This is a genomic window from Stenotrophomonas sp. YJH_SMC_127, assembly GCF_059372445.1.
In genome coordinates this window covers 331,547-351,822 of record NZ_JCAFVO010000003.1, presented here as the reverse complement: position 1 = coordinate 351,822, position 20,276 = coordinate 331,547, and the positions used below count along the sequence as shown (strand labels likewise).

Sequence of the window (20,276 nt, the reverse complement as noted above, 5' to 3'; positions counted from 1 at the left end):
CGTGCTGTCAGCTATCTAGTGGCGGCGCGGCATTCTGCCATCGCGAATAGCCGATGGCGCAACCATGACCTTCGGCCATAGGGCCACACGCCACACAGGCCTAGCATCGGTACCTCTGCCGCTGTTGGAACTTCCCTATGAAAACCCGTGCCCTGGTGATGTCCGTGCTGTTGGCGCTGGCCGCAACGCCCGCGCTGGCGCAGGCCCCGCCGCCGGGTGATGCCGCAGCTCCCGGCCTGCTGCGCATCGATGTAGACGCGCGCGATCTGGCCCGGCGCATCTTCAAGGTGACCGCCACCGTGCCGGCCAAGCCCGGCCCGATGACCCTGCTGTACCCGCAGTGGATTCCCGGCAACCATTCGCCCACCGGCCCGATCGACAAGCTGGCCGGCCTGCGCGTGACCGCCAACGGCAAGCCGCTGGCCTGGCAGCGTGACCAGTACAACGTCTATGCGTTCAAGGTGGACGTGCCCGAGGGCGCCAGCGAGATCGTCGCCCACTTCGACTTCCTGTCCTCGCAGGGCGGCAGCCAGGGCCGGGTGGTGATGACCCCGGAGATGCTCAACCTGCAGTGGAACGCCAACTCGCTGTACCCGGCCGGGGTGGATGCACGCAACCTGCAGGCACAGGCCAGCGTGACCCTGCCCAAGGGCTGGTCGTTCGCCACTGCATTGGAGACCGCGCGCCGCGACGGTGACACCGTGGTGTTCAAGCCGATCTCCTATGACCATCTGGTCGATTCGCCCTTGTTTGCCGGCGAGCACTACCAGCGCATCGATCTCGATCCGGGCGCGAAGGTGCCGGTGCACCTCAACGTGTTTGCCGACGACGCCAAGTCGCTGAAGCCGAGCGAGGCGCAGATCACGATGCACCGCGCGCTGATGCAGCAGGCCGACAAGCTTTACGGCGCGCGGCACTACAACCACTATGAGTTCCTGCTGGCATTGACCGACCGCCTCGGTGGCATCGGCCTGGAGCATCACCGTTCCAGCGAGAACAGTGCCGACCCGGGCTACTTCACCGAGTGGGACAACAACGCGTGGATGCGCGATCTGCTGCCGCACGAGTACACCCATTCCTGGAATGGCAAGTACCGTCGCGGCGCCGATCTGGCCACCGCCAACTTCAACACGCCGATGGGCGATAGTCTGCTGTGGGTCTACGAAGGCCAGACCCAGTTCTGGGGCCAGGTGCTGGCGGCGCGTTCAGGGCTGTGGTCGACCGCGCAGGCGCGCGACATGCTGGCCAACGTGGCCGCGACCTATGACCGTGGTCGCCCGGGCCTGGCCTGGCGGCCGCTGCAGGACACCACCAATGACCCGACCATCGCGCAGCGCCGCACGCTGCCTTACCGCAACTATCAGATGAGCGAGGACTACTACTCCGGCGGCCAGATGCTGTGGCTGGAAGTGGAGGGCAAGCTGCGCGAACTGAGCGGCAACCGGCGCAGCCTGGATGACTTCGCGCGCGCCTTCTTCGGGGTTGGCAACGGTGACTGGGACGTCAACCCGTACACCTTCGATGACGTGGTTGCGACCTTGAACGGCATCGCGCCGTACGACTGGGCGACGTTCCTGCGCGGACGCCTGGACGGCCACGGTTCGTTGACCGGCGGCCTGGAACTGGCGGGCTGGAAGCTGGTCTACCGCGATACGCCGAACGATGCCTACAAGGCGCAGGAGAAGCGCGCCAAGGCCGCATTGCTGGCGTACTCGCTGGGTGCGACGGTGCTCGACAACGGTACGGTCGGCGACGTGATCTGGGACAGCCCGGCCTTCAACGCCGGCCTGGCGCCTGGCATGAAGGTGATTGCCGTTGGCGGACGCGAGTACAGCAGCCAGCGCTTGAAGGATGCGGTAGCTGCGGCGGGGAAGGACAAGGCGCCGATCGTGCTGCTGGTGAAGCAGTTCGACCGCATCGAAACGATGAACATCGCCTACCACGGTGGCCTGCAGTACCCGGTGCTGGAGCGTATCGCCGGCAAGCCTGACCGCCTTGCGGACCTGTGGAAGGCACGATGAAACCGCGCGCCCGCGATGGCGTGATCCTGTTGATGGCGATCCTCGCCATCCACGGTGCGTTCCTGCACGGCGACGGGCGCTGGCTGCATTGGCTGGCCAAGCCGATCACCACGCTGCTGATCGCTGCCATCGCCTGGCGAGTGCATGATCCCGCACAGCCGTTCTACCGCCGCGCGGTGCTGGCTGGCATGCTGCTGTCGTGCGTGGGGGATATCGCGCTGATGTTGCCGGTGGATGCGTTCGTGCCGGGGCTGGTCGCGTTCCTGCTGGCGCACCTCTGCTACATCGTCGCCTTCCGCGATGGCCTGCGTGCCGGACGTGGCCTGCTTGCCGCCAGCGTCCTGCTCGGCGCGTTCGCTGTACTCAACGTGCTTGGCCTGTGGCCGCACCTGCCCGCACCGATGCGCATTCCGGTGCTGGCATACGTGCTGGTGCTGGCATCGATGGCGGTGCTGGCCCTGGCGCGGCAGTGGCGCAGCCCGAAGTCCGATGCCGTGGATGCCAGCAGCTCCCGCTGGGCGGCCGCCGGTGCGCTGCTGTTCGTCGCCAGCGACTCGCTGCTGGCCTGGGACCGCTTCGCCGGCGGCCTGCCACTGGCCAGCCTGCTGGTGCTGTCCACCTACTACGGCGCGCAGTACGCCATCGCCCGCTCCGTGAAACAGCAAAAAGGGGACGGAGGGGATTAAGTCGCAGACGGCACCAAGGCACAAACGACTTAATCCCCTCCGTCCCCTTTTTTGCGTTGACTATCGGAGGGTCGCGTTGCCGGAACGGCCCTGTGCGTCGAACGAGAGGCGTGCGGACTGGCGATCACCGGCGACCTCGTCCGGCAGCCAGACCAGAGTGCCACCCTTGCGCACGATCACATAGACGTGGCCGACTTCACCGGGAGTGCCCATCAATGCGTTGCGCTGTGCCTGCAGTGCCTGGGCCACGCGCGGCACCGCCTCGAAATCGATGTTGGCCAGCGCCGTGCTGCTGCGGCGCAGGGTGATGGTGGGCGCGAAGCGCTGCGGATTGACCGGGTCGCCCTTGCGCCACTGGCCGCGTTCGAAGTGGTAGCTGTCCACGCGTGACGGCTGCTGCGGATCCACCAGGTCCAGATTGATCCGGCCATCGTCGTAGAAGTGGATGCTGTGGAACACCGTCAGCCGGTGCCCGGCCAGCGCAGGCATCTGTTCCAGTGCCTGGCGGGCGGCCAGCAGGTAGTCCGCATCGAACAACCGGTTGTTGCGTTCGGGCACCGGCGGCAACCGCGGCTCGGTCATCGGCGCGAGCGAAGCGGGCCTCTCGCGCGCTGGCGGCATGGCGATCGGCGCGCTTGCGCTGTTGGCCTGCACCGAATGGCCCAGTGTTTCGCCCAGCGTCTGCAGGGCTCCGCCAGCCACGGCGACGCCGGCCAGCACCAGCAACACCACGGAGAACACCAGCCGGGTCGAGGGCGGCTGCTTCATACACCCTCCAGGCGAACGTTGCGGCGATCTTCCGGGTCGTACAACAGCGTGACCCGCTCGCGCGGAAGATTGGCCAGCTCGATCAACGGGATGAAGCGGCGCACGCTCACCTGCTGCACGCCACCTTCGCGGTCGATGTATTCCAGCTGGAACTCCACCTGCGGCTGCTCGTTGAGATAGGTGCCGGTCTGGCGCAGCTTCAGCACCTTCGCATCCACGCCGATGCCGCGATACTTCAGCGCGTCACCGCGGGCGTCGGCCTGCAGCAGCCGGCCGAGCAGGCGCAGGCCCAGCGCGTAGCCGCACAACACCAGCGGGCACACCAGCAGCGGATGACCGAGCGACAGGAAGGTCCAGCCCAGCCCCTCACTCTGCAGCCGATAGGCGGCCACATAGGCACTGGCCACCGCCACGATGCCGATCGCTGCGCCGACACCACGACGCCAGAGGCTGGCGACATCCAGTTCGGGCTGCGCCCCCTCCAGCACCACGTTGGGGAACGCGCCCGGCATCCGGCTCAGGCGTACCTCGATACGCTGGCCGGCAACGAAACGCTGCAGTTGCGGCTTGCTGTCCACCACCAGCATCTGTTCGTTGATGGGCGTGCCGGACAGGTTCTGGAAGCCCAGCTGCAGCTTCCACTGCGCGAAGCCGCGCACGTGCACGCCGGTCTGCTCGGCCTGTTCGATCAACGCGTCGCGCGGCTCACCGCCGGCCAGGATGGTGCGCACCCGATGCAGCGCGCGCGGCGGGCCCAGCAGCAGGTAGTGCAGGAAGGCGAGCAGCAGGGCCAGCCACAGGATCACCGACAGCGCGAGCAGCAGCAGGGCCAGCCAGGGCGCGCTGCGGTCGGCCAGTTGCACCGGCCACGACGTGCCGACATAGAGGATGCAGGGGAAGGGCAACGCGAAGAACAGCAGGAACGCGCCCCAGAACCAGAGATAGGCCTTCATGGGGTGGTGGGGAACCGATGGAACAGGGCGCGTAGGGTACTACGCTCAGCGGATCTGCAGGGTCAGCAGGAAGTAGCGGCCGAGCGGATCGTCCAGCCCCGGCATCTGGCCACCGTTGCCGACCAGATAGTTCACCGGTTGCGTGTCGAGCACGTTGTGCACGTCCAGCGCGGCGACCACGCGCGGCCCCAGGCGTCGTGCGAGATGCAGGTTCCAGCGCAGCTGCCGGGGGTTCATGCAGTGGTTCTGCTCGCGCTGTTCCTCCGGGCATTCCGCACCGGGCAGCCAGGCGCGCGTGCGCCCCACCTGGTTGCCGCGCAGGGCGATGTCCCAGTTGCTGTTCTGCCACTGCACGTTCAGCACGGCGGCCATCGTCGGCGTGACATGGCCGCGCAGGTCCACCGTTGCATCATGGCCACGTTCGCGGCGCAGTTCCTGCTGCTTCAGCGCATCGAGCGAGAACAGCCACTGGCCGGTGCTGCCGGTATCGATGTGGTACTCCCCGCGCAGTACAAAGTTGCGCGAGGTGGTGCGGCCGATGTTGTCGAAGGACAGGCGCAGGTTGCTCAGGTGGCCGTCCTCGTCCAGCTCCCAGGTGCCGGGGTTCCACACCGCGTCGGCCGGTTGCAGGGCCAGGATCTCGTTGCGCAGTTCGACGATGTTGTGGGTGAGTGACAGCGAGAACGTATCGGTCGGCGTCCAGGTCGCGGCCAGGGAATGGCTGCGCGACCGCTCGGCCTTCAACGCATCGTTCTCCACCACGTCCACGGTGACGCTGCAGCGCCCGTTGCCGCTGCTCTGCGCGCAGTCGGGCAGGGCGCTGGAGGCCGGCAGCTCGATCGCACCGAAATAGCCCGGGGGGCGCCGCTGCTCGAACAGGCTGGGCGCACGGTAGCCGCGCCCGCTGGCAAGCAGGAAGGACCACCGGGGCGTGGGGCTCCAGCGCAGGCCAACACGGGGTGAAAAGGCCTGGTAGTCGCCATCGCGGTCCCAGCGTGCTGCCAGGTCCATGCGCAGCGTGTGCGCCAGGGGCAGGCCGAGTTCGGCGTAGGCGCCGCCACTGCGGCGCGCCAGGTGGCGCTGCTCCTGCGGCAGGCCCAGCGCCAGGTCACCCTGGCTCAGCAGGGCGTCGGGATGCGAGGTCCAGCGCTCCTGGCGCAGGTCGATGCCGGTGGCCAGCTGTGCAGCACCGCCGGCCAATGGCATCAGCTCCCGCTGCATGCCCCACCAGCCCTGCCACTGCTCGGTGCGCCCGCGATTGCGGATCGACGGGAACAACTGCTCGGCCGCGCCCGCCGGCAACGAGGTGAAGCCGGGCAGGAAATCCAGTGTCTCGGCGACCCGCAGCAGGGGCTCGGCGCGCACGGTGCCCGACGTGGACAGGCTGACATCGCTGCGTTGTGCGCTGATGCCGGCATCCCAGCTGCGCCGGCCCTGGTCGCGGCCAATGCCGAAGGTGACGTCGGCGTCGGTGGCACGTACATGCGGACGCACGTTGCCGGCTTCGCGCAGCACGCTGTTGAAGGTGAACCCGTACAGGCCGATGGCAACGGCGGTTGGACCAAGGTCGAAGCGTTGCCGGTTGTGGCTGGCCCGCGCCTCGGCGTAGGCATAGCGACCTTCGCCGCGCTCATGCCGGTAGCGCAGGTAGGTCGAGGCGGTATCCGAGGCCGGTTGCAGCGAGCGTGGTCGGGCGCTGTCGAACCAGCAGGCACCATCGCGCCGCGTCAATGGGCCTTCGCAGCGTTCTGCCGGCCAGTAGCGTCCATCGCGGAACGCGCCGATCAGGTACTGCGAGGTTTCCGCATGCCATTGGCGGCGATCACCGGCCACGTGGTCGATGCGGTGCAGGTCGATGCCGGCGAACCAGCGGTCCCCTCCGTCGCGCACGCCGCCGGTGGCCGCCTGCACGCGATACTGGCCAGCGTCGCCGCGCCCGCTCAGGCCGGTCTGCAGCATGGCTTCCGGGCCGTCAGCCTGGTCGCGCAGGATGATGTTGACCACGCCGGACATCGCGTCGGCGCCATAGATGGCCGAGGCGCCGCCACGTACCAGCTCGATGCGTTCGACGAAGCTGAGCGGAATTCCCCCAAGATCGGTGAGCCCACCCTGTTCCAGCGACACCATGGGATAGCGTGGCAGGCGACGGCCATTGACCAGGAACAGGGTCGCACGCGGGCCCATGCCGTCCAGGCTGGTGGTGGTGGCCGCACCCACCGGCAGGTACTGCGAATCGCCACTGCGCGAGGTGCTCATCGCCGGGTGGCCGTTCATGCCCGGCAAGTGCCGCAGCAGGTCGAACAGGCTGCCGTAGCCGCTGCGCAGGATGTCATCGCGGTCGATGATGGTGACCGGCAGCGTGGTCTGCACGGAGGTGCGCGGCAGCCGGCTGCCGGTGACATGGATCGGCGCCAGTTCCACCTGCGGCGGCGCGTCGGCGGATTTGTGTGGCGAAGGTGCTGCGGGCGTGGCGCGTGCCGCGACCGAAGGTCGCGATGGGAGCGCGGGGTGGGTACGGCGTACGACGAATCCGCCAGCGGGCGTACGCAGGATGTTCACCGGCATGCCCGCGACCAGTTCCTTCAGGGCCGCGGCCGCATCGCGGTGGCCATGGGTGCCGGCCGTGCGCAGGCCATCCAGCTCACGCGCATCGAACAGCAGGGCAATGCCGCTCTGGCGCGCCCATTGCTGCAGGGCCGGCGCCAGCGGGCCTGAGCCAACATCGACCTCCAGGGTGCCCGCTTGCTCGGCCGCAGCGGCAGACGGCAGCGCGGGGATGCCCAACGCGAGGCAGAACAGGGTGCGGAGCAGCCCCCCCTGCAGCGCGCCCGGTACTGCCATCCCCGCAGGCCTCCTCAGTACGTGCGGCGCAGTTCCAGCGCGCCATCCGATCGCGTCTGGCCAGCCACCGACCAGCCCAGTTCCAGTGCCGACAGCAGTTCCTGCGCGTCGCCGGCACGGAAGGTGCCGCTTACCGCCAGGCTGGCGATCTCCGGATCGGCGATCACCAGCGGCGTGTGGCCGTAGCGGTTCATGCGTTCGACCACGATCGACAGCGGTGTGGCATCGAACACCAGCTGTCCCTGCAGCCAGCCTTCAGCGGCGGCATTGGACGACAGTGCCGGACCGGGCTGGATGCGGCCACTCGGCAGTACCTGCAGTTGCTGGCCAGGCGCCAGGGTGTGCTGGGTGCCCCCGCTGCTGACTTCCACCGCACCTTCCAGCAGTGCGACTTCGACCAGGCCATCATGCAGGCGTTCCACCTGGAAGGTGGTGCCGATGTCGCGGATGGTGCTGTCGCCGGCGCGCAGCTGCAGGGCCTTGCCCGACGGTGCGACCTGCAGCTGCAGGCGGCCACGTTCCAGCACCAGGTTGCGATGGCGCCAACCGAAACGGGCGTGCAGGGTGGTGCCCGCATCCAGCGTGGCCACGCTGCCATCGGCCAGCGTCTGCAGCCGGGGCTGGTGGGAATCGTTGGCGTAGCGCAGCGGCGTGGGGTTGCCGTCGACGGCAATCATCCAGCCGATCCCGATGGCCAGGCAGACGCCTGCGGCAGCGGCCACTGCCGGCAGCCAGCGACGCGGCGCCGGCCGTGCCGCACGTGCCGCGGCGGTGCGCAGCCACGGGTCGGCGGCCAGTTCCTCGCCCTGCTGGAACAGGGTCTCGGCCTGGATCCAGGCAGTAACATGGGCCGGGTCCTCGGCCAACCAGTCCTCGAACGTCTCGCGCTCGCCCGGCGTACAGTCCGGAGCCTCCAGCCGCGCCACCCAGGCGCTGGCGCGTTCGAACAGCTGCGTATCTTCCCTGGGCCTGGCGTGACTCATCCGTTGTCCCTGTCGTTGTGCAGCGGATCCGTTCCGAGTTCCTGGCGCAGGCCCTGCAGGGCGCGGGCGATGTGTTTTTCCACGGTCTTGGCAGTAATTCCACAGTGCCGCGCGATCTGCGTGTAGCTCATGCCGGTGATCCGGTTGAGCAGGTACACCTCGCGCGCGCGCTCGGGCAGCTTGAACAGGGCCTGCCGCAGCAGGGACAGCATCTGCCCGGACTCGGCCTGGCGCAATGGATCGGGCGACGTGCTGGAAGGCTCGTTCCCGCCATCATGTTCGGCGAGGGACAGATGCGGCCGCGACTGCGACGAACGGCCGCGGTCTGCCAGGCGGTTGCGGGCGATACGATACAGCAGCAGCCGCAGCTCGTCGGCACTGTGCGCGCGATAGCGGATCAGCCGCTCCATGCAGTCCTGCGCGATGTCCTCGGCATCCTCCGGCCCGACACCGCGCGTGCGCAGGAACGCACACAACGGCGCGCGTTCCTCCCGCACGAACGCAATGAACGCGTCCGCCGGCGCGGACAGGTCCGGCGCGCGATGGATCAGAGGAGAGGGGGCGGACAGGGCTGGCCTCGGACGTCGGTGGCGGGTACGTCTTCGAGTTTTACGCGACGATGACCGGATGGGGAAGAGTGTGCGTGGCCCACGAATCCATTGTGAATGCGTTCATGTTTCGAGGGGCGCTGCACTGGGGGAGGGCGCACCGTCCGGACGTTGAACTTTCGACCCGTGCGTTGCGGGTGGAGAGAGAGAACACATGAAGCATTCGAAGTTGAGCCTGGCCCTGGCAGCGTTGCTGGGCATCACCGCCATGGCGGCGGTTGATGACGTCATGGCAATGAATTATCACGTGCGGGACGATCGCGTCTTCCTCAGTGGCGGCGTAACCGTTGCCGATGTGGTGGCGCTGCCCGCGCTGCTGGCCAAGGCGCAGGCCGAAGGACGCCCGATCCACGAAGTCGTGCTGCGCACGTCCAACGGTGGCGCGCTGATCGCCGGCGAGTGGCTGCAGGCGGTAATCCGCACCCAGGGCCTGGACACGATCGTGTCCGGCCACTGCATTTCGTCCTGCTCGATCATGCAGTCCGGCGGCGTCAACCGTTATCTCGGCGGCGACCTGCCACTGGTCGATTCGGTGCAGATCCATGCCGCCAGCAGTGGTGGCAGGATCACCTACGCACCGTCGCCGCGCATGACCCAGATCTACACCGGCAACTATGGCGGCGGCATGGATGCCGGCCTGCTGCACAAGGCCATGTATGAGGTGGTGCGGCCCAATGGCCTGCTGGTGTTCCGCGACCCGGCGCGCACCACGGGTACCTCGGTCACCTTCGATCCGGATGGCAGCGGCAGCAAGCTGGAGTCCTTCCCTGGCCAGGACATCCGCGGCAACAACATCATCAACACGGCAGGCTATCGCGATCCGGGCGACACCCTGCGTGTCACCAGCAACGTCAGCGGCGACATCAATCCGGGCTACCTGCGCACCGCGCGCCAGTTGCAGGCCTTCGTCGACGACGATTTCGCGCGCTGGAACACCGACTGGGCCAGCACCTACATCAACTACGCGGTGAGCCTGTACAACGTCTCCACGCGGGGGCCGAACGGCATCGGCACGCAGTCGCTGCAGCAGCTGCTTGCCGACCCCGACCTCCAGGATGAGCTGCGCGGCCAGTTGCGGCTGGCCGATCTGGATGCGTCCACCCTGGCAAGTTCGGCGGGCGTGATCCGTGTCAGCAATGGCGCCACCTGGCGCACCGCCGAAACCACCGGCGCCGATTTCATGCTGGTCGACAACGGCACCATCGCGCTGGAGGGCGGCGCGCTGCGCACCCCCGAGCTGCGGGTGATGCCGGGCAGCATCGTGGTTGGCCATGGCGATATCGCATCGGTCGGCACCGACAGCGATGCGTTGCTGGATGGCACCGGCCCGTCCTACCGCGAAGACGGCTTCAACCGCCTGCGCGTGTTCGGCACGCTGATGCCGCGTGGCGGTGATCTGGTGACCCACGGCTACGTCAACATCATGCCCGGCGGGCAGGTGCTGTTCGATGTTACCGAGGCCGGTGGCACCGGCAGTGGCCGCCTGCGCGTCGGCAGCTTCTACGATGGCGGTGCCGAAGAGGGGGCGCTGGTGATCGCGCAGGGCGCACACCTGGCGTTGAACGTCGCCCAGGGCTTCTATGCCGGCGGCTACCGCCGCGACCTGGTGGAAGGGCCGATCTACCAGGGCGGTTTCCAGGATGCCGTGCGACTGGGCGACACCGGCTACAGCGCCAGCATCACCGCGGGCGAAGTATTCCGCCCGCGCCACAATTCGCTGCTCAGCTTCAACGTCAACCAGACCGCCGACGGGCTGTGGCTGACCGTCAACCCGGGCTTCGATCAGCTGGGCCTGTTTGCCAACGGCACCTCCGGCGATGGACTGGGGCGCGCGCTGGCAGCCGCATCGGATCGCCAGGACAGCGGCCTGAAGTCGCTGCTCGGCGCGCTGCAGTTCACCGACCGCGATGTGATCGCACAGCAGGCCGGCGCCCTGCGCGGTGATGCACACGCCAGCCTGCGCCTGGCCGACAATGCACTGCTGGGCAGCATCGGCAACGTGGTGCAGCAGCACCAGGCGGCGATGCGCAGTGGCGGCGATGCCGATGGCCTGGCCTTGCAGGCGGCGCAGTCGGTGTCGGCGCGGCCGGGCATGCGCCATGGCAGCCTGTTCAACCAGCTGGCCATGCATCTGGTCGAGCCGGCCGGCGAGGCTGCTGGCGACAGCCGCGCGGCGGGTGGCAGCCGTGGCCTGTGGGCGCGCGGTTTCGCCAGCCATGGCCGCATCGACGCCGACGGTGGCGTGGCCGGCCTGAGCCATAACATCGGCGGCATCGTGGTCGGTGCCGACACGCGCGTGGCCGATGACCGCGTCACCCTCGGCGTCAGCGTGGCCGCTGCGGACATGTCGACCAAGGCCAGCGATGGCTCCGGTTTCAGTGGCGACGTGCGCGCGCTGGATGTGGGCGGCTACCTGGATGCGATCTATTCGCGTGGCTACCTGTCGGCGGCCGTGCGCTACACCGACCTGCGCCACGATACCCGCCGCAGCCTTTCGGCCATCGATGGCCTGCAACAGCCGCTGCGTGCCCGATACAGCAACGATGCGATCTCGGCGCGGGTCGAACACGCGTTCTCCTTCACCACCGGCAAGGGACTGGTGATCCAGCCGCTGCTGCCGGTGGTGGATTACGCGCGGACCTCGGCCACCCGCTTCAACGAAGGGCAGAGCGCTGGCGCGCTGGTGGGGCGCAGCGGCAGCCTGGAGAGCATCCGCGTGGGTGCAGGCCTGCAGCTGTTCAAGACCTTCGAGGGCAACAACGGCGAGCGCATCACCCCGCGTGCCCGCGTGGTCTGGCAGAAGGAGCTGGGCGATTCACAGGCGCGCTACAGCACCGGTTTTGCTGCGGCCCCGGACCTGGTGTTTGGTGCCAGCAGCCAGGCCGTGGGCGAGCAGGTACTGGCCTGGAACGTGGGCGTGACCAGTCGCGCCAGCGAGCGCCTGTCGATCATGGCCGACTACGTGGGTGAGCGCCGCGACGGGCAGATCCGGAACGGCGTGATGCTGGGCCTGGGCTACCGGTTCTAAGCGGTACCCGGCCCCGGCGATATCCGTATCGCCGGGGCCATCCCATCAGGGCAGGTGCTGCGGTATGGTCGGCAGGGAACTCCAGCCAGGCCCCGTCATGCAGATCGCCGTCTTCAGTGCCCGCCCCTACGATCGTCGTTTCCTCGACGAGGCCAACCAGCGCGATGCGGCCGGGCAGGGCTTTGCGTTCGTGTACTTCGATGCCGCGCTGGACGTGCATACCGCTGCGTTGGCACAGGACTGCGCCGCCGTCTGCGTGTTCGTCAATGACCGCCTCGACGCGCCGGTACTGCACGCGCTGCATGCGCTGGGCGTACGCGCCATCCTGCTGCGCTGTGCCGGTTTCAACAATGTGGACCTGGCCGCCGCGAAAGCGCTGGACCTGTTCGTCGCACGGGTGCCGGCCTATTCCCCCGAAGCCGTGGCCGAGCACGCGCTGGCGCTGGTGATGACGCTCAACCGGCAGACCCATCGCGCCTACAACCGCGTGCGCGAGGGCAACTTCATGCTCGATGGCCTGCTCGGGCGCACCCTGCATGGGCGCACGGTCGGCATCGTCGGCACCGGCAAGATCGGCCTGGCCACCGCGCGCATCTTCAAGGGCATGGGCTGCACCGTGCTGGGGCATGATCCGTATCCGTCGCCGGCCTTCGCCGGCGTGGGCGACAGGGTTGGTCTGGATGAACTGCTGGCGCGGGCCGACATCGTATCGCTGCATTGCCCGCTGACGCCCGATACCCAGCACCTGATCAACGACGCCTCGCTGGCGCGGATGAAGACCGGCGCGATGCTGGTCAACTCGTCACGCGGAGCGCTGGTCGATACCCATGCGGCGATCCGCGCGCTGAAGTCGCGGCGGCTCGGCCACCTGGCCATCGACGTCTATGAGCAGGAAAGCGCGCTGTTCTTCCAGGACCTTTCCGGCGAGATCATCGACGACGAGGCCTTCCAACGCCTGATGACCTTCCCCAACGTGCTGGTGACCGGGCACCAGGGCTTCTTCACCGTGGAGGCGCTGCAGGAGATCTCGGCGATCACGCTGAGGAATCTGCGGGATTTCGCCGAGGGGCGGGCGTGTGCGAACCGGGTGGAGGCGTAGTAGACACGCTGCGGAAATGGGCCTCGCCCAGTCCGCACCTCGGCTATTTACTTTGGGTGAGTATTATATGAAGCTGACGTGAAGGGGCTTGGGCCCCTGAAGGTACAGGGGGGCGCAAGGGACGGCGCAGCTGCTTTTCGGCCGGAACATGACGCCAGCACACGTCGGTGGATTACCGAACGTCTGGTGATTGCCGACGCATTTGGACAAAGGGATGTTCCATGCGTATCTGGCAGTGGCAGGCGTTGTTCGGCGCAGCATTGGTAATGTCATCCGGGGGGAGCTGGGCGAGCAGCCCGGTCACCCCGCATACCGAGTACTACAAAAAGATCAAGAGCGGTGAGGGGCTGGCACCGCTGACCTCGAGCCTGTTCGGGGATAGCATCAGCCCCAGCTCGGGGTCGACCGAATTTGTCGTTACTGACATTGACCTGCCAGGCAACAATGCACTGCCGGTGCGATTGCAACGTCGTCTCGCTGTGCAGTCCTTCAAGGACCGGCAACCATTAGGGGGATTCGGCAGCTGGGACATCGAAGTCCCTTACATGCACGCCACCTTCGACTCCATCTGGAAGTGGAACGAGTCGGGTAACGGCGCTACCCAGCGTTGCTCGCAGACCTTCTACCCCAAGACGCGTACCGGCGTGGGCACCTTCGAGATATGGACCGGCGTGCAGGTGCGTGTCCCCGACCAGGGCGAGCAGGAGATGCTGCTGATTGCCAACGCCTCCAACCCGAAACCCACCAATGGTGAAACCTATCGCTGGGGTACTCGGGGCAACATGCGCCTCAGTTGCCTGGGCTCGACGGCCAATGGCTATCCCGGCGAGGGATTCCTGGGCGTGGATGCATCGGGGAATCGCTACTTCTTCAATGTAGGCATTGAGCGAACAGCGGGTTTCATGGAGCTGGGCCAAGGCATGGGGTCCAAGCTGGTGCGTGTTCTGCTGATGGCCAGCCGGGTCGAAGACCGTCATGGCAACTGGGTTGCCTATGACTATTCGGGCGACAAGCTGGTTGGCATTCGCGGCAGTGATGGCCGCGCCATCTCCATTGCCTATGCGGGGGACCGCATTGCCAGTGCGGCAGCCAATGGCCGTACCTGGAGCTACGAGTACAACGAAGGTTCCGGTGGGATGGGATTTGCACGCTGGCCCTCGCTGCGCGCAGTCCAGCAGCCTGATGGCGCGCGCTTGGGCTACGAGTACAGCTGGCAGGACGGCGGGTTCGGTGGCCTGAATCCGGAATATCAGAGCTGGGATGGCGAACCGAAGCTCTGCACCAAGCCCACGTTCGAGCAGTCTGGATTCAGCCTGATCGCGACCCACCCATCTGGAACGCGTGGACAGTTTGAGTTCAAGTACCTGCGCCGCACCCGCCTGGGTGTAAAAAGTACCGCTTGCGCAGACATGGGCGGTGGGCGCTACGCGCAACGCGCCTCCAATGCGTTCGACCTCTTCGCGATCACCAGCAAGACGCTGACGGGGCCCGGGTTGGGCAATCTGACCTGGACGTACGAGTCGGGTGGATATGACTCGGGCCTGGCCAACTCCGCAGTGTCGACGATCGTGGAACCGGATGGTACGCGCCGTCACAGTGTGTTCGGACGAAAACTCGATGAGAACGAAGGGCAGTTGTTGCAGGAGGCAGTGCGTGCTCCGGACGGTCAGATCGTCCAGGTCACCACCAATACTTATATGAGTTCGGACGAGGTCCAGGCCGGACCGTTCCCGGACAGCTACGGTTCGATGACCGCAGCCGATGATCCCTTCGCCGTCAAGATTCGTCCCCTGAAGCAATCTGTGCTCAGCCAGGATGGCGTCAACTTCGTCAACACGACCGATCAGTTCGACGCGCATGTGCGGCCGGTGGTGCAGACCGAGAGTAACTCGTTGGGACGCTCGCGGACGCTGAGAACCACCTACTTCGACGACACCGGCCGCTGGATACTCGGCCAGGTCGGGCGCAGCACACAGAGCGTTGGCGGCGTTGAGATCGAGACCGAGCGTACCGAGTTCGACTCGATGGCGCGCCCGCAACGTACCTACGCCTTCGGCGTGCTGCAGCAGACGCTGGGCTATCACGCCGATGGCACGCTCGCCTCCGTGGCCGATGGCAAGGGCAATACCATTGCGCTGGGCAGCTGGAAGCGTGGCCTGCCGCAGAGTGTTGCGTACCCGGACGGCAGCAGTGCCTCGCTGCAGGTCGATGACAATGGCTGGGTGCGCGCGGCAGTGGAGCCCAATGGTGCCAGCCGGAGTTTCGACTACGACGGGATGGGCCGGATCGTACTGGCGACCCAGGCCGCCAATGACAGCGTGGCCTGGAATCCTTCTACAACGCAATTCTTCCAGGTGCCGGGCGCGGAGATCGGGCTGGAAGCAGGCCATTGGAAGCGCGAGTCCAGTACCGGCAACGCATGCGCGGTGACGTACTACGACGGGTTGTGGCGCCCAGTATTGGAAGAGTCGTTCGACGCTGCGGACCGTGGCGGTACATTGCGCCAGACGGTGACCCGCTATGACAGCAATGGGCGCCCGGTTTTCACCTCCTATCCGACGCGCACGGCGTCCGACTTCCGCTCCGCGCTGCCCGGCACCTATACCGGCTATGACGCGCTCGGACGCCCCAATCGCAGCGAGCAGGACAGCGAACTGGGGCGGCTTGTCACGACCACCGAGCAACTTGGCGGAGGCAGCGTAAAGGTGACCAATCCGCGCGGCATTGCCACCACCACCGACTACCTGATGTATGGCAAGCCCAGCCAGGACACGCCCATCCGGATTTTCCACGCTGAGGGAGTGGTGACGGAGATTCAGCGCGACACGCTGGGCAAGCCGCTGTCGATCCTGCGGCGCAACTACGATGGCAGCGTCAGTGTGCGGCGGCAGTATGTCTATGACGGCGCCCAGCGCCTGTGCAAGAGCATGGAGCCTGAGACCGGTGCGACCGGCATGGGCTACGACGCCGCAGGCAATCTGCTCTGGTCTGCCTCGGGCCTGACGTTGCTGGGCCCTCAATGTGAGAGCGAAGCTGCCTATGCGTCGCCTTCGCGGGCTGACCGGACCTACGACAGCATGAATCGCTTGCTGACGCTGCGCTTCTCGGATGGCCAGGGTGATCAGGACTGGAACTATTGGCCTGGCGGGAAAGTGAAGCGTGTGCAGACCCGCAACAACGGCGCCATCACCACCAACGACTACACCTACAACCTGCGTGGACTGCCCACGTCCGAGAGCGTGGCCTACGACGGTGGCGAGGCCTGGGCGCTGGGCTATGGCTACGATGCAAACGGCGCCTTGGCAACCCATGTGCAGCCGTCCGGCCTGACGATCGACTACGGCCCGAATGCGCTGGGGCAGCCGACGCGAGCCGGAGCCTTCGCCATCAACGTGCGCTATTACGCGAACGGCGGCATGAGCGGCTTCACCTATGGCAACGGCGTCGTGCATCAGATGACGCAGAACGCGCGCGGCCTGCCTGATCGCAGCACCGACAGTGGTGCAGGTGGCAAGGTCATCGATGACGGCTACGACTACGATGCCAATGGCAATGTGGCGGCCATCAGTGACGGCCTGCCGGCAGCCCCTGGAAACCGCGACATGCGTTACGACGGCCTGGATCGTCTGACCACGGTGACGGCGGCCAGCTTCGGAAACGCAAGCTATGCGTACAACGTTCTGGACAATATCGTCACCGCCAACGTCGGCGCACGACGGCAGTCCTTTGAGTACGACTTCAACAATCGGTTGACGAACGTGCGGGATGTCGGCAGTGGTGCGACCGTCACCGGGCTTGGCTATGACAGCCAGGGTAACCTGAAGATCCGCAATGGCGTCGTGTTCCGGTTCGACTACGGCAATCGCCTGCGCGAGGTCGATGGCAAGGAGGCTTATCAGTACGATGCACATGGCCGTCGTACCTTGGCCAGCGCAACCAATGGCAACATTCGTTCCCTCTATGGGCAGGATGGCGTGCTGCGCTATCAGCACGACCAGCGCCAGGCCAAGGGCTTTGACTACATCCAGCTCAACGGCAGCCTCGTTGCCAAGCGTGCCGTGGATATCGCGCCTGCAGCATTGGTCGTAACGGTTCCGGGTTACAGCGCGGACGGTGCGTTTGCGGTGCAGTGGACAGCCGTTGCCGGTGCGCAGCGTTACGAGGTGCAGGAGTCGAGTGGCGGTGACTGGCAGGCTGTCTATCAAGGGCCTGCGCTGAACGTTTCGCTGGCCGGGCGAAGCTCCGGCGTCTATCGCTATCGTGGCCGTGCCTGCAATGGCACTGTCTGCGGCGCTTGGGGTGTGGAAGCCTCCATCCAGGTGGAGCTTGCTCCCACCGCTGCGCCGGTGATCACTGCACCGGCGCAAGGTATCAACGGAACCTATTCCCTGAGCTGGTCAGCGGTGCAGGGGGCCGCCCGCTTTGTGCTTGAGGAGGCCGTGGGTGGTGGTTGGAATGTGGCCTTTGATGGCTCTGGCCGAACCTATCAAGTGACCAGCAAGCCTGCAGGCACCTACCGCTATCGGGTCAAAGCATGCAATCCACAGGGCTGCGGCGCCTACTCGGCCGAAGCGGCGATTACCGCGCTGTATGCCCCATCCGTACCCGCACTGTCGGTACCCGCTGCGAGCTACAACGGCAGCTACGCCGTCTCTGTTTCGAGCGTGGCCCAGGCCAGCAGCTATCGCATTGAAGAACAGTTCAACGGGGGAGCATGGACTGAGATCAACCGGATCAGTGGGAATCAACTGGCCATTAGTGGACGAATCGCGGGCAGTTACACCTATCGTGCCTTTGCATGCAATGACGCCGGGTGCAGCGCGTCAAGCGCCGTAGGCGCGATCGTCGTGACATTGCCACCGGTCCAAGCCACGGGAATCAATCTCGGCGGTGTGAGCTACAGTTCAACCGTGAGCATGTGGTGGGGCGCAATCCCCGCCGCGACGAGTTACCAGTTGATGGAACAGCTCAATGGCGGTGGCTTCGGACTCGCCCAGGAAGACGGCGCGACCGCCGTGGCCCGAGGCGGTCGCTGGCCGGGGCAGTGGGACTACCAGGTGCGTGGCTGCAATGTCGCCGGTTGCGGACCGTGGTCAGCGGTAGCGGGCGTGCGCGTGATTGGTCCTCCGGCGACCCCGGTCCTGCGCGTGCCGGATGGGGTGGGAATCGGCGCGGCTTACTCGATCTCCCTGCTGGAAGTGGCGGACGCGACGCGCTATGAAATCGACGAAAGTACTGACGGCGCCAACTGGTCGCTGATTGCGGGGGATCGAACCGTCTCCCTGAATAAGGGCGGCGGAGGCAACTTCTACTACCGTGGTCGTGCCTGCAATCCCGCGGGCTGCAGCCCCAGTTCTGCTGCTGGCCTGGTTGCGATTTCCAGTGCGCCGGCCGTACCCACGGGTGTGAGGATCGTAAAGAGCGGCCCCAACATCTGCTCGGTCATCTGGAATGCGTCGCCGGGTGCCACCTACTACAACATGCGTTCAAGCAGCGGCGGCGCGACCTATAGGGCGGATGGCATCGGGTACGACCTCGATACACGCTGCCAGGGTGGCTACAAGGTGCGGGCCTGCAATGCGCAGGCGTGCTCGGCCTGGTCGAACTGAGGTGGATATGAACACACGGAAGACAAAGCAGCTACCCAAGTGGCTGGCTGCCATCGCCATGGTTGTGGTGACGTTTGTAGGGACTGCGACAGCCCAAACGGTCACTTATATCCACACCGATGCTTTGGGCTCGCCGGTGGCCGAGACCGATGCATCCGGCAACGTCATCAAACGACTCGCCTATGAGCCCTATGGAGCCGTCGTTAGCGGGGAAGTGACTGATGGACCGGGCTATACCGGGCATGTGAGTGATGCTGCAACGGGCTTGAGCTACATGCAGCAGCGGTACATGGACCCAGAGCTGGGTGTGTTTCTCAGTGTGGATCCCATTGATGCGCTGAGCGATCCAATAAGTTCGTTTGGGAGATACGTCTATGCAAACCAAAATCCATATAGCTACTTTGACCCAGATGGTCGTCAAGCCTGCGGCAAGGATACGGGCTGCCGTCTTGCTCAAGGGGATGCTGGAGGAAGCATAGGCAATATTCCTCGTGCAGCCAGCGGTCAGTCTGTTGCGACGAGTTCGGCTGGGCGCTGGGACGAGCTGCAGAGTAGACTTGGTCTTAAGGGGGACTTGACCAAGAATGGAAACATTCTTGATTACAAAGCACTTGCCCACGACATATTCTATCCGTTAATGGATACCCCGGAGGGGGTTCCGCTGAAGGCGGGGGGGCTTTTGGTCGTCAAGATCGGGAGGGCGGGTGAGGACGCGGTGCGCGGCACTTACAATATTGGATCAAGAGGATATTTCTGGACAGGGTGGAGATTGAGATTTCCCGATGGGATGACGAGTAGTACTCTTAGCGAGGTAAAGAATGTGAAGACATTGAGTTATACTAGTCAGCTGAGGGATTATTCTCAATTTGCAAAGAGCTCCGGACGAAGATTTGACCTTTATGTTCGTCGAGATACCGTGCTTTCCAGGCCTTTGTTGAATGCAATTAATGAAGGGGATGTGGCGTTGAGGTACATCCCATGAAGGATAAAATTACAGCGGCGGAATTGATGGACAGACTGATGTCCGATCCGGAGTTCGTACGGCGGGAACAGGAGAGAGAAGCGCAACGAATTAGAACCGCCGAGATCTTGGCGAAGGCGGAGGCCGGGCTGGTCCGTGAACTTCGGGGCGCTGGGTTGAATGTCGATTCAGTCTGGGATCTTGTGGGCTGGAATGGTGACAATGATGCTGCCCTGCGCGTACTTCTTGCGCACGCGCCGCTCCCCTATCCTGAGCGCGTTCGGGAGGGAATTGTACGCGCCTTGACGACACCCGGTGTCCGCAAGTGGTGGCCAGACATCCTTGAAATGTATGAAAGTGACACGTTAGCTCTATCGCCAGAGATGGATTATCTAATCGGTGGCGTTCTGTCCGCTGCGGCCGACGACACCGTCATTGATGACGTCATTAGGCTGGCGAGTGATCGCAACGGTGGCTCCAAGCGTGTATTGCTGTTGCTCGCCTTAAAAAAATCCCGCAAGCCCAGAGCGAAGATGCTATTGAACGAGCTTCGTTCTGACCCTGTGCTGGGCAAGGAAGTGAAGAGGATGCGACGGTTGGAGCGACTACAAGGCAAAGTGTGACGACGTGTCGGGCCTGCAGCAGGAACGGTTCTCGTCGGTAGTGTCCGCAGGCCGTCCTTGGAGTGCCGTCCGGCAATTGACCGCAGTCTCCGACAC

General features: G+C 65.5%; 12 protein-coding genes. 7 read left to right on the top strand and 5 right to left on the bottom strand.

From position 1 onward, the window contains the following. Positions 1–137 precede the first annotated feature (137 nt). A complete protein-coding gene (locus AC5QAB_RS09925) occupies positions 138–2,021 on the top strand; it encodes a M61 family metallopeptidase (RefSeq protein ID WP_197561607.1) in 1,884 nt (627 codons plus the stop codon). After that, a complete protein-coding gene (locus AC5QAB_RS09920) occupies positions 2,018–2,707 on the top strand; it encodes a lysoplasmalogenase family protein (RefSeq protein ID WP_197561606.1) in 690 nt (229 codons plus the stop codon). The genes AC5QAB_RS09925 and AC5QAB_RS09920 overlap by 4 nt, the downstream gene beginning before the upstream one ends. Positions 2,708–2,767: 60 nt before the next feature. Here AC5QAB_RS09920 and AC5QAB_RS09915 read toward each other — a convergent pair whose 3' ends face one another. The 5 genes from AC5QAB_RS09915 to AC5QAB_RS09895 are packed head-to-tail and all read right to left on the bottom strand — an operon-like array spanning position 2,768 to position 8,782. Then, entirely contained in the window at positions 2,768–3,475 is a 708-nt protein-coding gene (locus tag AC5QAB_RS09915; protein ID WP_049441217.1) for a hypothetical protein, read from the bottom strand. Next, the gene (locus AC5QAB_RS09910) at positions 3,472–4,428 is read right to left on the bottom strand and encodes a hypothetical protein (RefSeq protein ID WP_046429530.1); all 957 of its coding nucleotides are present in this window, start codon (positions 4,426–4,428) and stop codon (positions 3,472–3,474) included. The genes AC5QAB_RS09915 and AC5QAB_RS09910 overlap by 4 nt, the downstream gene beginning before the upstream one ends. A 45-nt stretch (positions 4,429–4,473) precedes the next feature. Beyond that, entirely contained in the window at positions 4,474–7,269 is a 2,796-nt protein-coding gene (locus tag AC5QAB_RS09905) for a TonB-dependent receptor domain-containing protein (protein WP_197561605.1), read from the bottom strand. A 14-nt stretch (positions 7,270–7,283) separates the two neighbouring features. Next, positions 7,284–8,252: a FecR family protein gene (locus AC5QAB_RS09900; protein ID WP_032956381.1), complete on the bottom strand. Its 969-nt coding sequence runs from the start codon at positions 8,250–8,252 to the stop codon at positions 7,284–7,286. After that, positions 8,249–8,782 carry an RNA polymerase sigma factor gene (locus AC5QAB_RS09895; protein ID WP_075076110.1) on the bottom strand — a complete coding sequence of 178 codons (534 nt, stop codon included), beginning with the start codon at positions 8,780–8,782 and terminating at the stop codon, positions 8,249–8,251. Before AC5QAB_RS09895 ends, AC5QAB_RS09900 begins: the two co-directional genes overlap by 4 nt. 232 nt (positions 8,783–9,014) lie before the next feature. Here AC5QAB_RS09895 and AC5QAB_RS09890 point away from each other — a divergent pair, with 232 nt between their 5' ends. The 5 genes from AC5QAB_RS09890 (at position 9,015) to AC5QAB_RS09870 (ending at position 20,180) form a co-directional block, all read left to right on the top strand. Next, positions 9,015–11,888, top strand: coding sequence for an autotransporter domain-containing protein (locus AC5QAB_RS09890; RefSeq protein ID WP_197561604.1), 2,874 nt, complete (start codon positions 9,015–9,017; stop codon positions 11,886–11,888). Positions 11,889–11,985: 97 nt separating this feature from the next. Then, the gene (locus AC5QAB_RS09885) at positions 11,986–12,987 is read left to right on the top strand and encodes a 2-hydroxyacid dehydrogenase (RefSeq protein ID WP_197561603.1); all 1,002 of its coding nucleotides are present in this window, start codon (positions 11,986–11,988) and stop codon (positions 12,985–12,987) included. A 221-nt stretch (positions 12,988–13,208) separates the two neighbouring features. Continuing rightward, positions 13,209–18,596 (top strand): hypothetical protein, encoded by a 5,388-nt coding sequence (locus AC5QAB_RS09880; RefSeq protein ID WP_495233368.1) that lies wholly within the window; start codon positions 13,209–13,211, stop codon positions 18,594–18,596. 7 nt (positions 18,597–18,603) lie between these two features. Beyond that, positions 18,604–19,578: an RHS repeat-associated core domain-containing protein gene (locus AC5QAB_RS09875; protein WP_495233367.1), complete on the top strand. Its 975-nt coding sequence runs from the start codon at positions 18,604–18,606 to the stop codon at positions 19,576–19,578. Further along, positions 19,575–20,180: a hypothetical protein gene (locus tag AC5QAB_RS09870; protein ID WP_197561600.1), complete on the top strand. Its 606-nt coding sequence runs from the start codon at positions 19,575–19,577 to the stop codon at positions 20,178–20,180. The genes AC5QAB_RS09875 and AC5QAB_RS09870 overlap by 4 nt, the downstream gene beginning before the upstream one ends. The last annotated feature ends 96 nt before the right edge of the window (positions 20,181–20,276 follow it).

Excerpts from the sequence above, each read along its gene's own strand:
- AC5QAB_RS09925 (WP_197561607.1), top strand. The coding sequence starts at position 138 with ATGAAAACCCGTGCCCTGGTGATGTCCGTGCTGTTGGCGCTGGCCGCA.
- AC5QAB_RS09920 (WP_197561606.1), top strand. The coding sequence starts at position 2,018 with ATGAAACCGCGCGCCCGCGATGGCGTGATCCTGTTGATGGCGATCCTC.
- AC5QAB_RS09915 (WP_049441217.1), bottom strand. The coding sequence starts at position 3,475 with ATGAAGCAGCCGCCCTCGACCCGGCTGGTGTTCTCCGTGGTGTTGCTG.
- AC5QAB_RS09910 (WP_046429530.1), bottom strand. The coding sequence starts at position 4,428 with ATGAAGGCCTATCTCTGGTTCTGGGGCGCGTTCCTGCTGTTCTTCGCG.
- AC5QAB_RS09905 (WP_197561605.1), bottom strand. The coding sequence starts at position 7,269 with ATGGCAGTACCGGGCGCGCTGCAGGGGGGGCTGCTCCGCACCCTGTTC.
- AC5QAB_RS09900 (WP_032956381.1), bottom strand. The coding sequence starts at position 8,252 with ATGAGTCACGCCAGGCCCAGGGAAGATACGCAGCTGTTCGAACGCGCC.
- AC5QAB_RS09890 (WP_197561604.1), top strand. The coding sequence starts at position 9,015 with ATGAAGCATTCGAAGTTGAGCCTGGCCCTGGCAGCGTTGCTGGGCATC.
- AC5QAB_RS09885 (WP_197561603.1), top strand. The coding sequence starts at position 11,986 with ATGCAGATCGCCGTCTTCAGTGCCCGCCCCTACGATCGTCGTTTCCTC.
- AC5QAB_RS09880 (WP_495233368.1), top strand. The coding sequence starts at position 13,209 with ATGCGTATCTGGCAGTGGCAGGCGTTGTTCGGCGCAGCATTGGTAATG.
- AC5QAB_RS09875 (WP_495233367.1), top strand. The coding sequence starts at position 18,604 with ATGAACACACGGAAGACAAAGCAGCTACCCAAGTGGCTGGCTGCCATC.
- AC5QAB_RS09870 (WP_197561600.1), top strand. The coding sequence starts at position 19,575 with ATGAAGGATAAAATTACAGCGGCGGAATTGATGGACAGACTGATGTCC.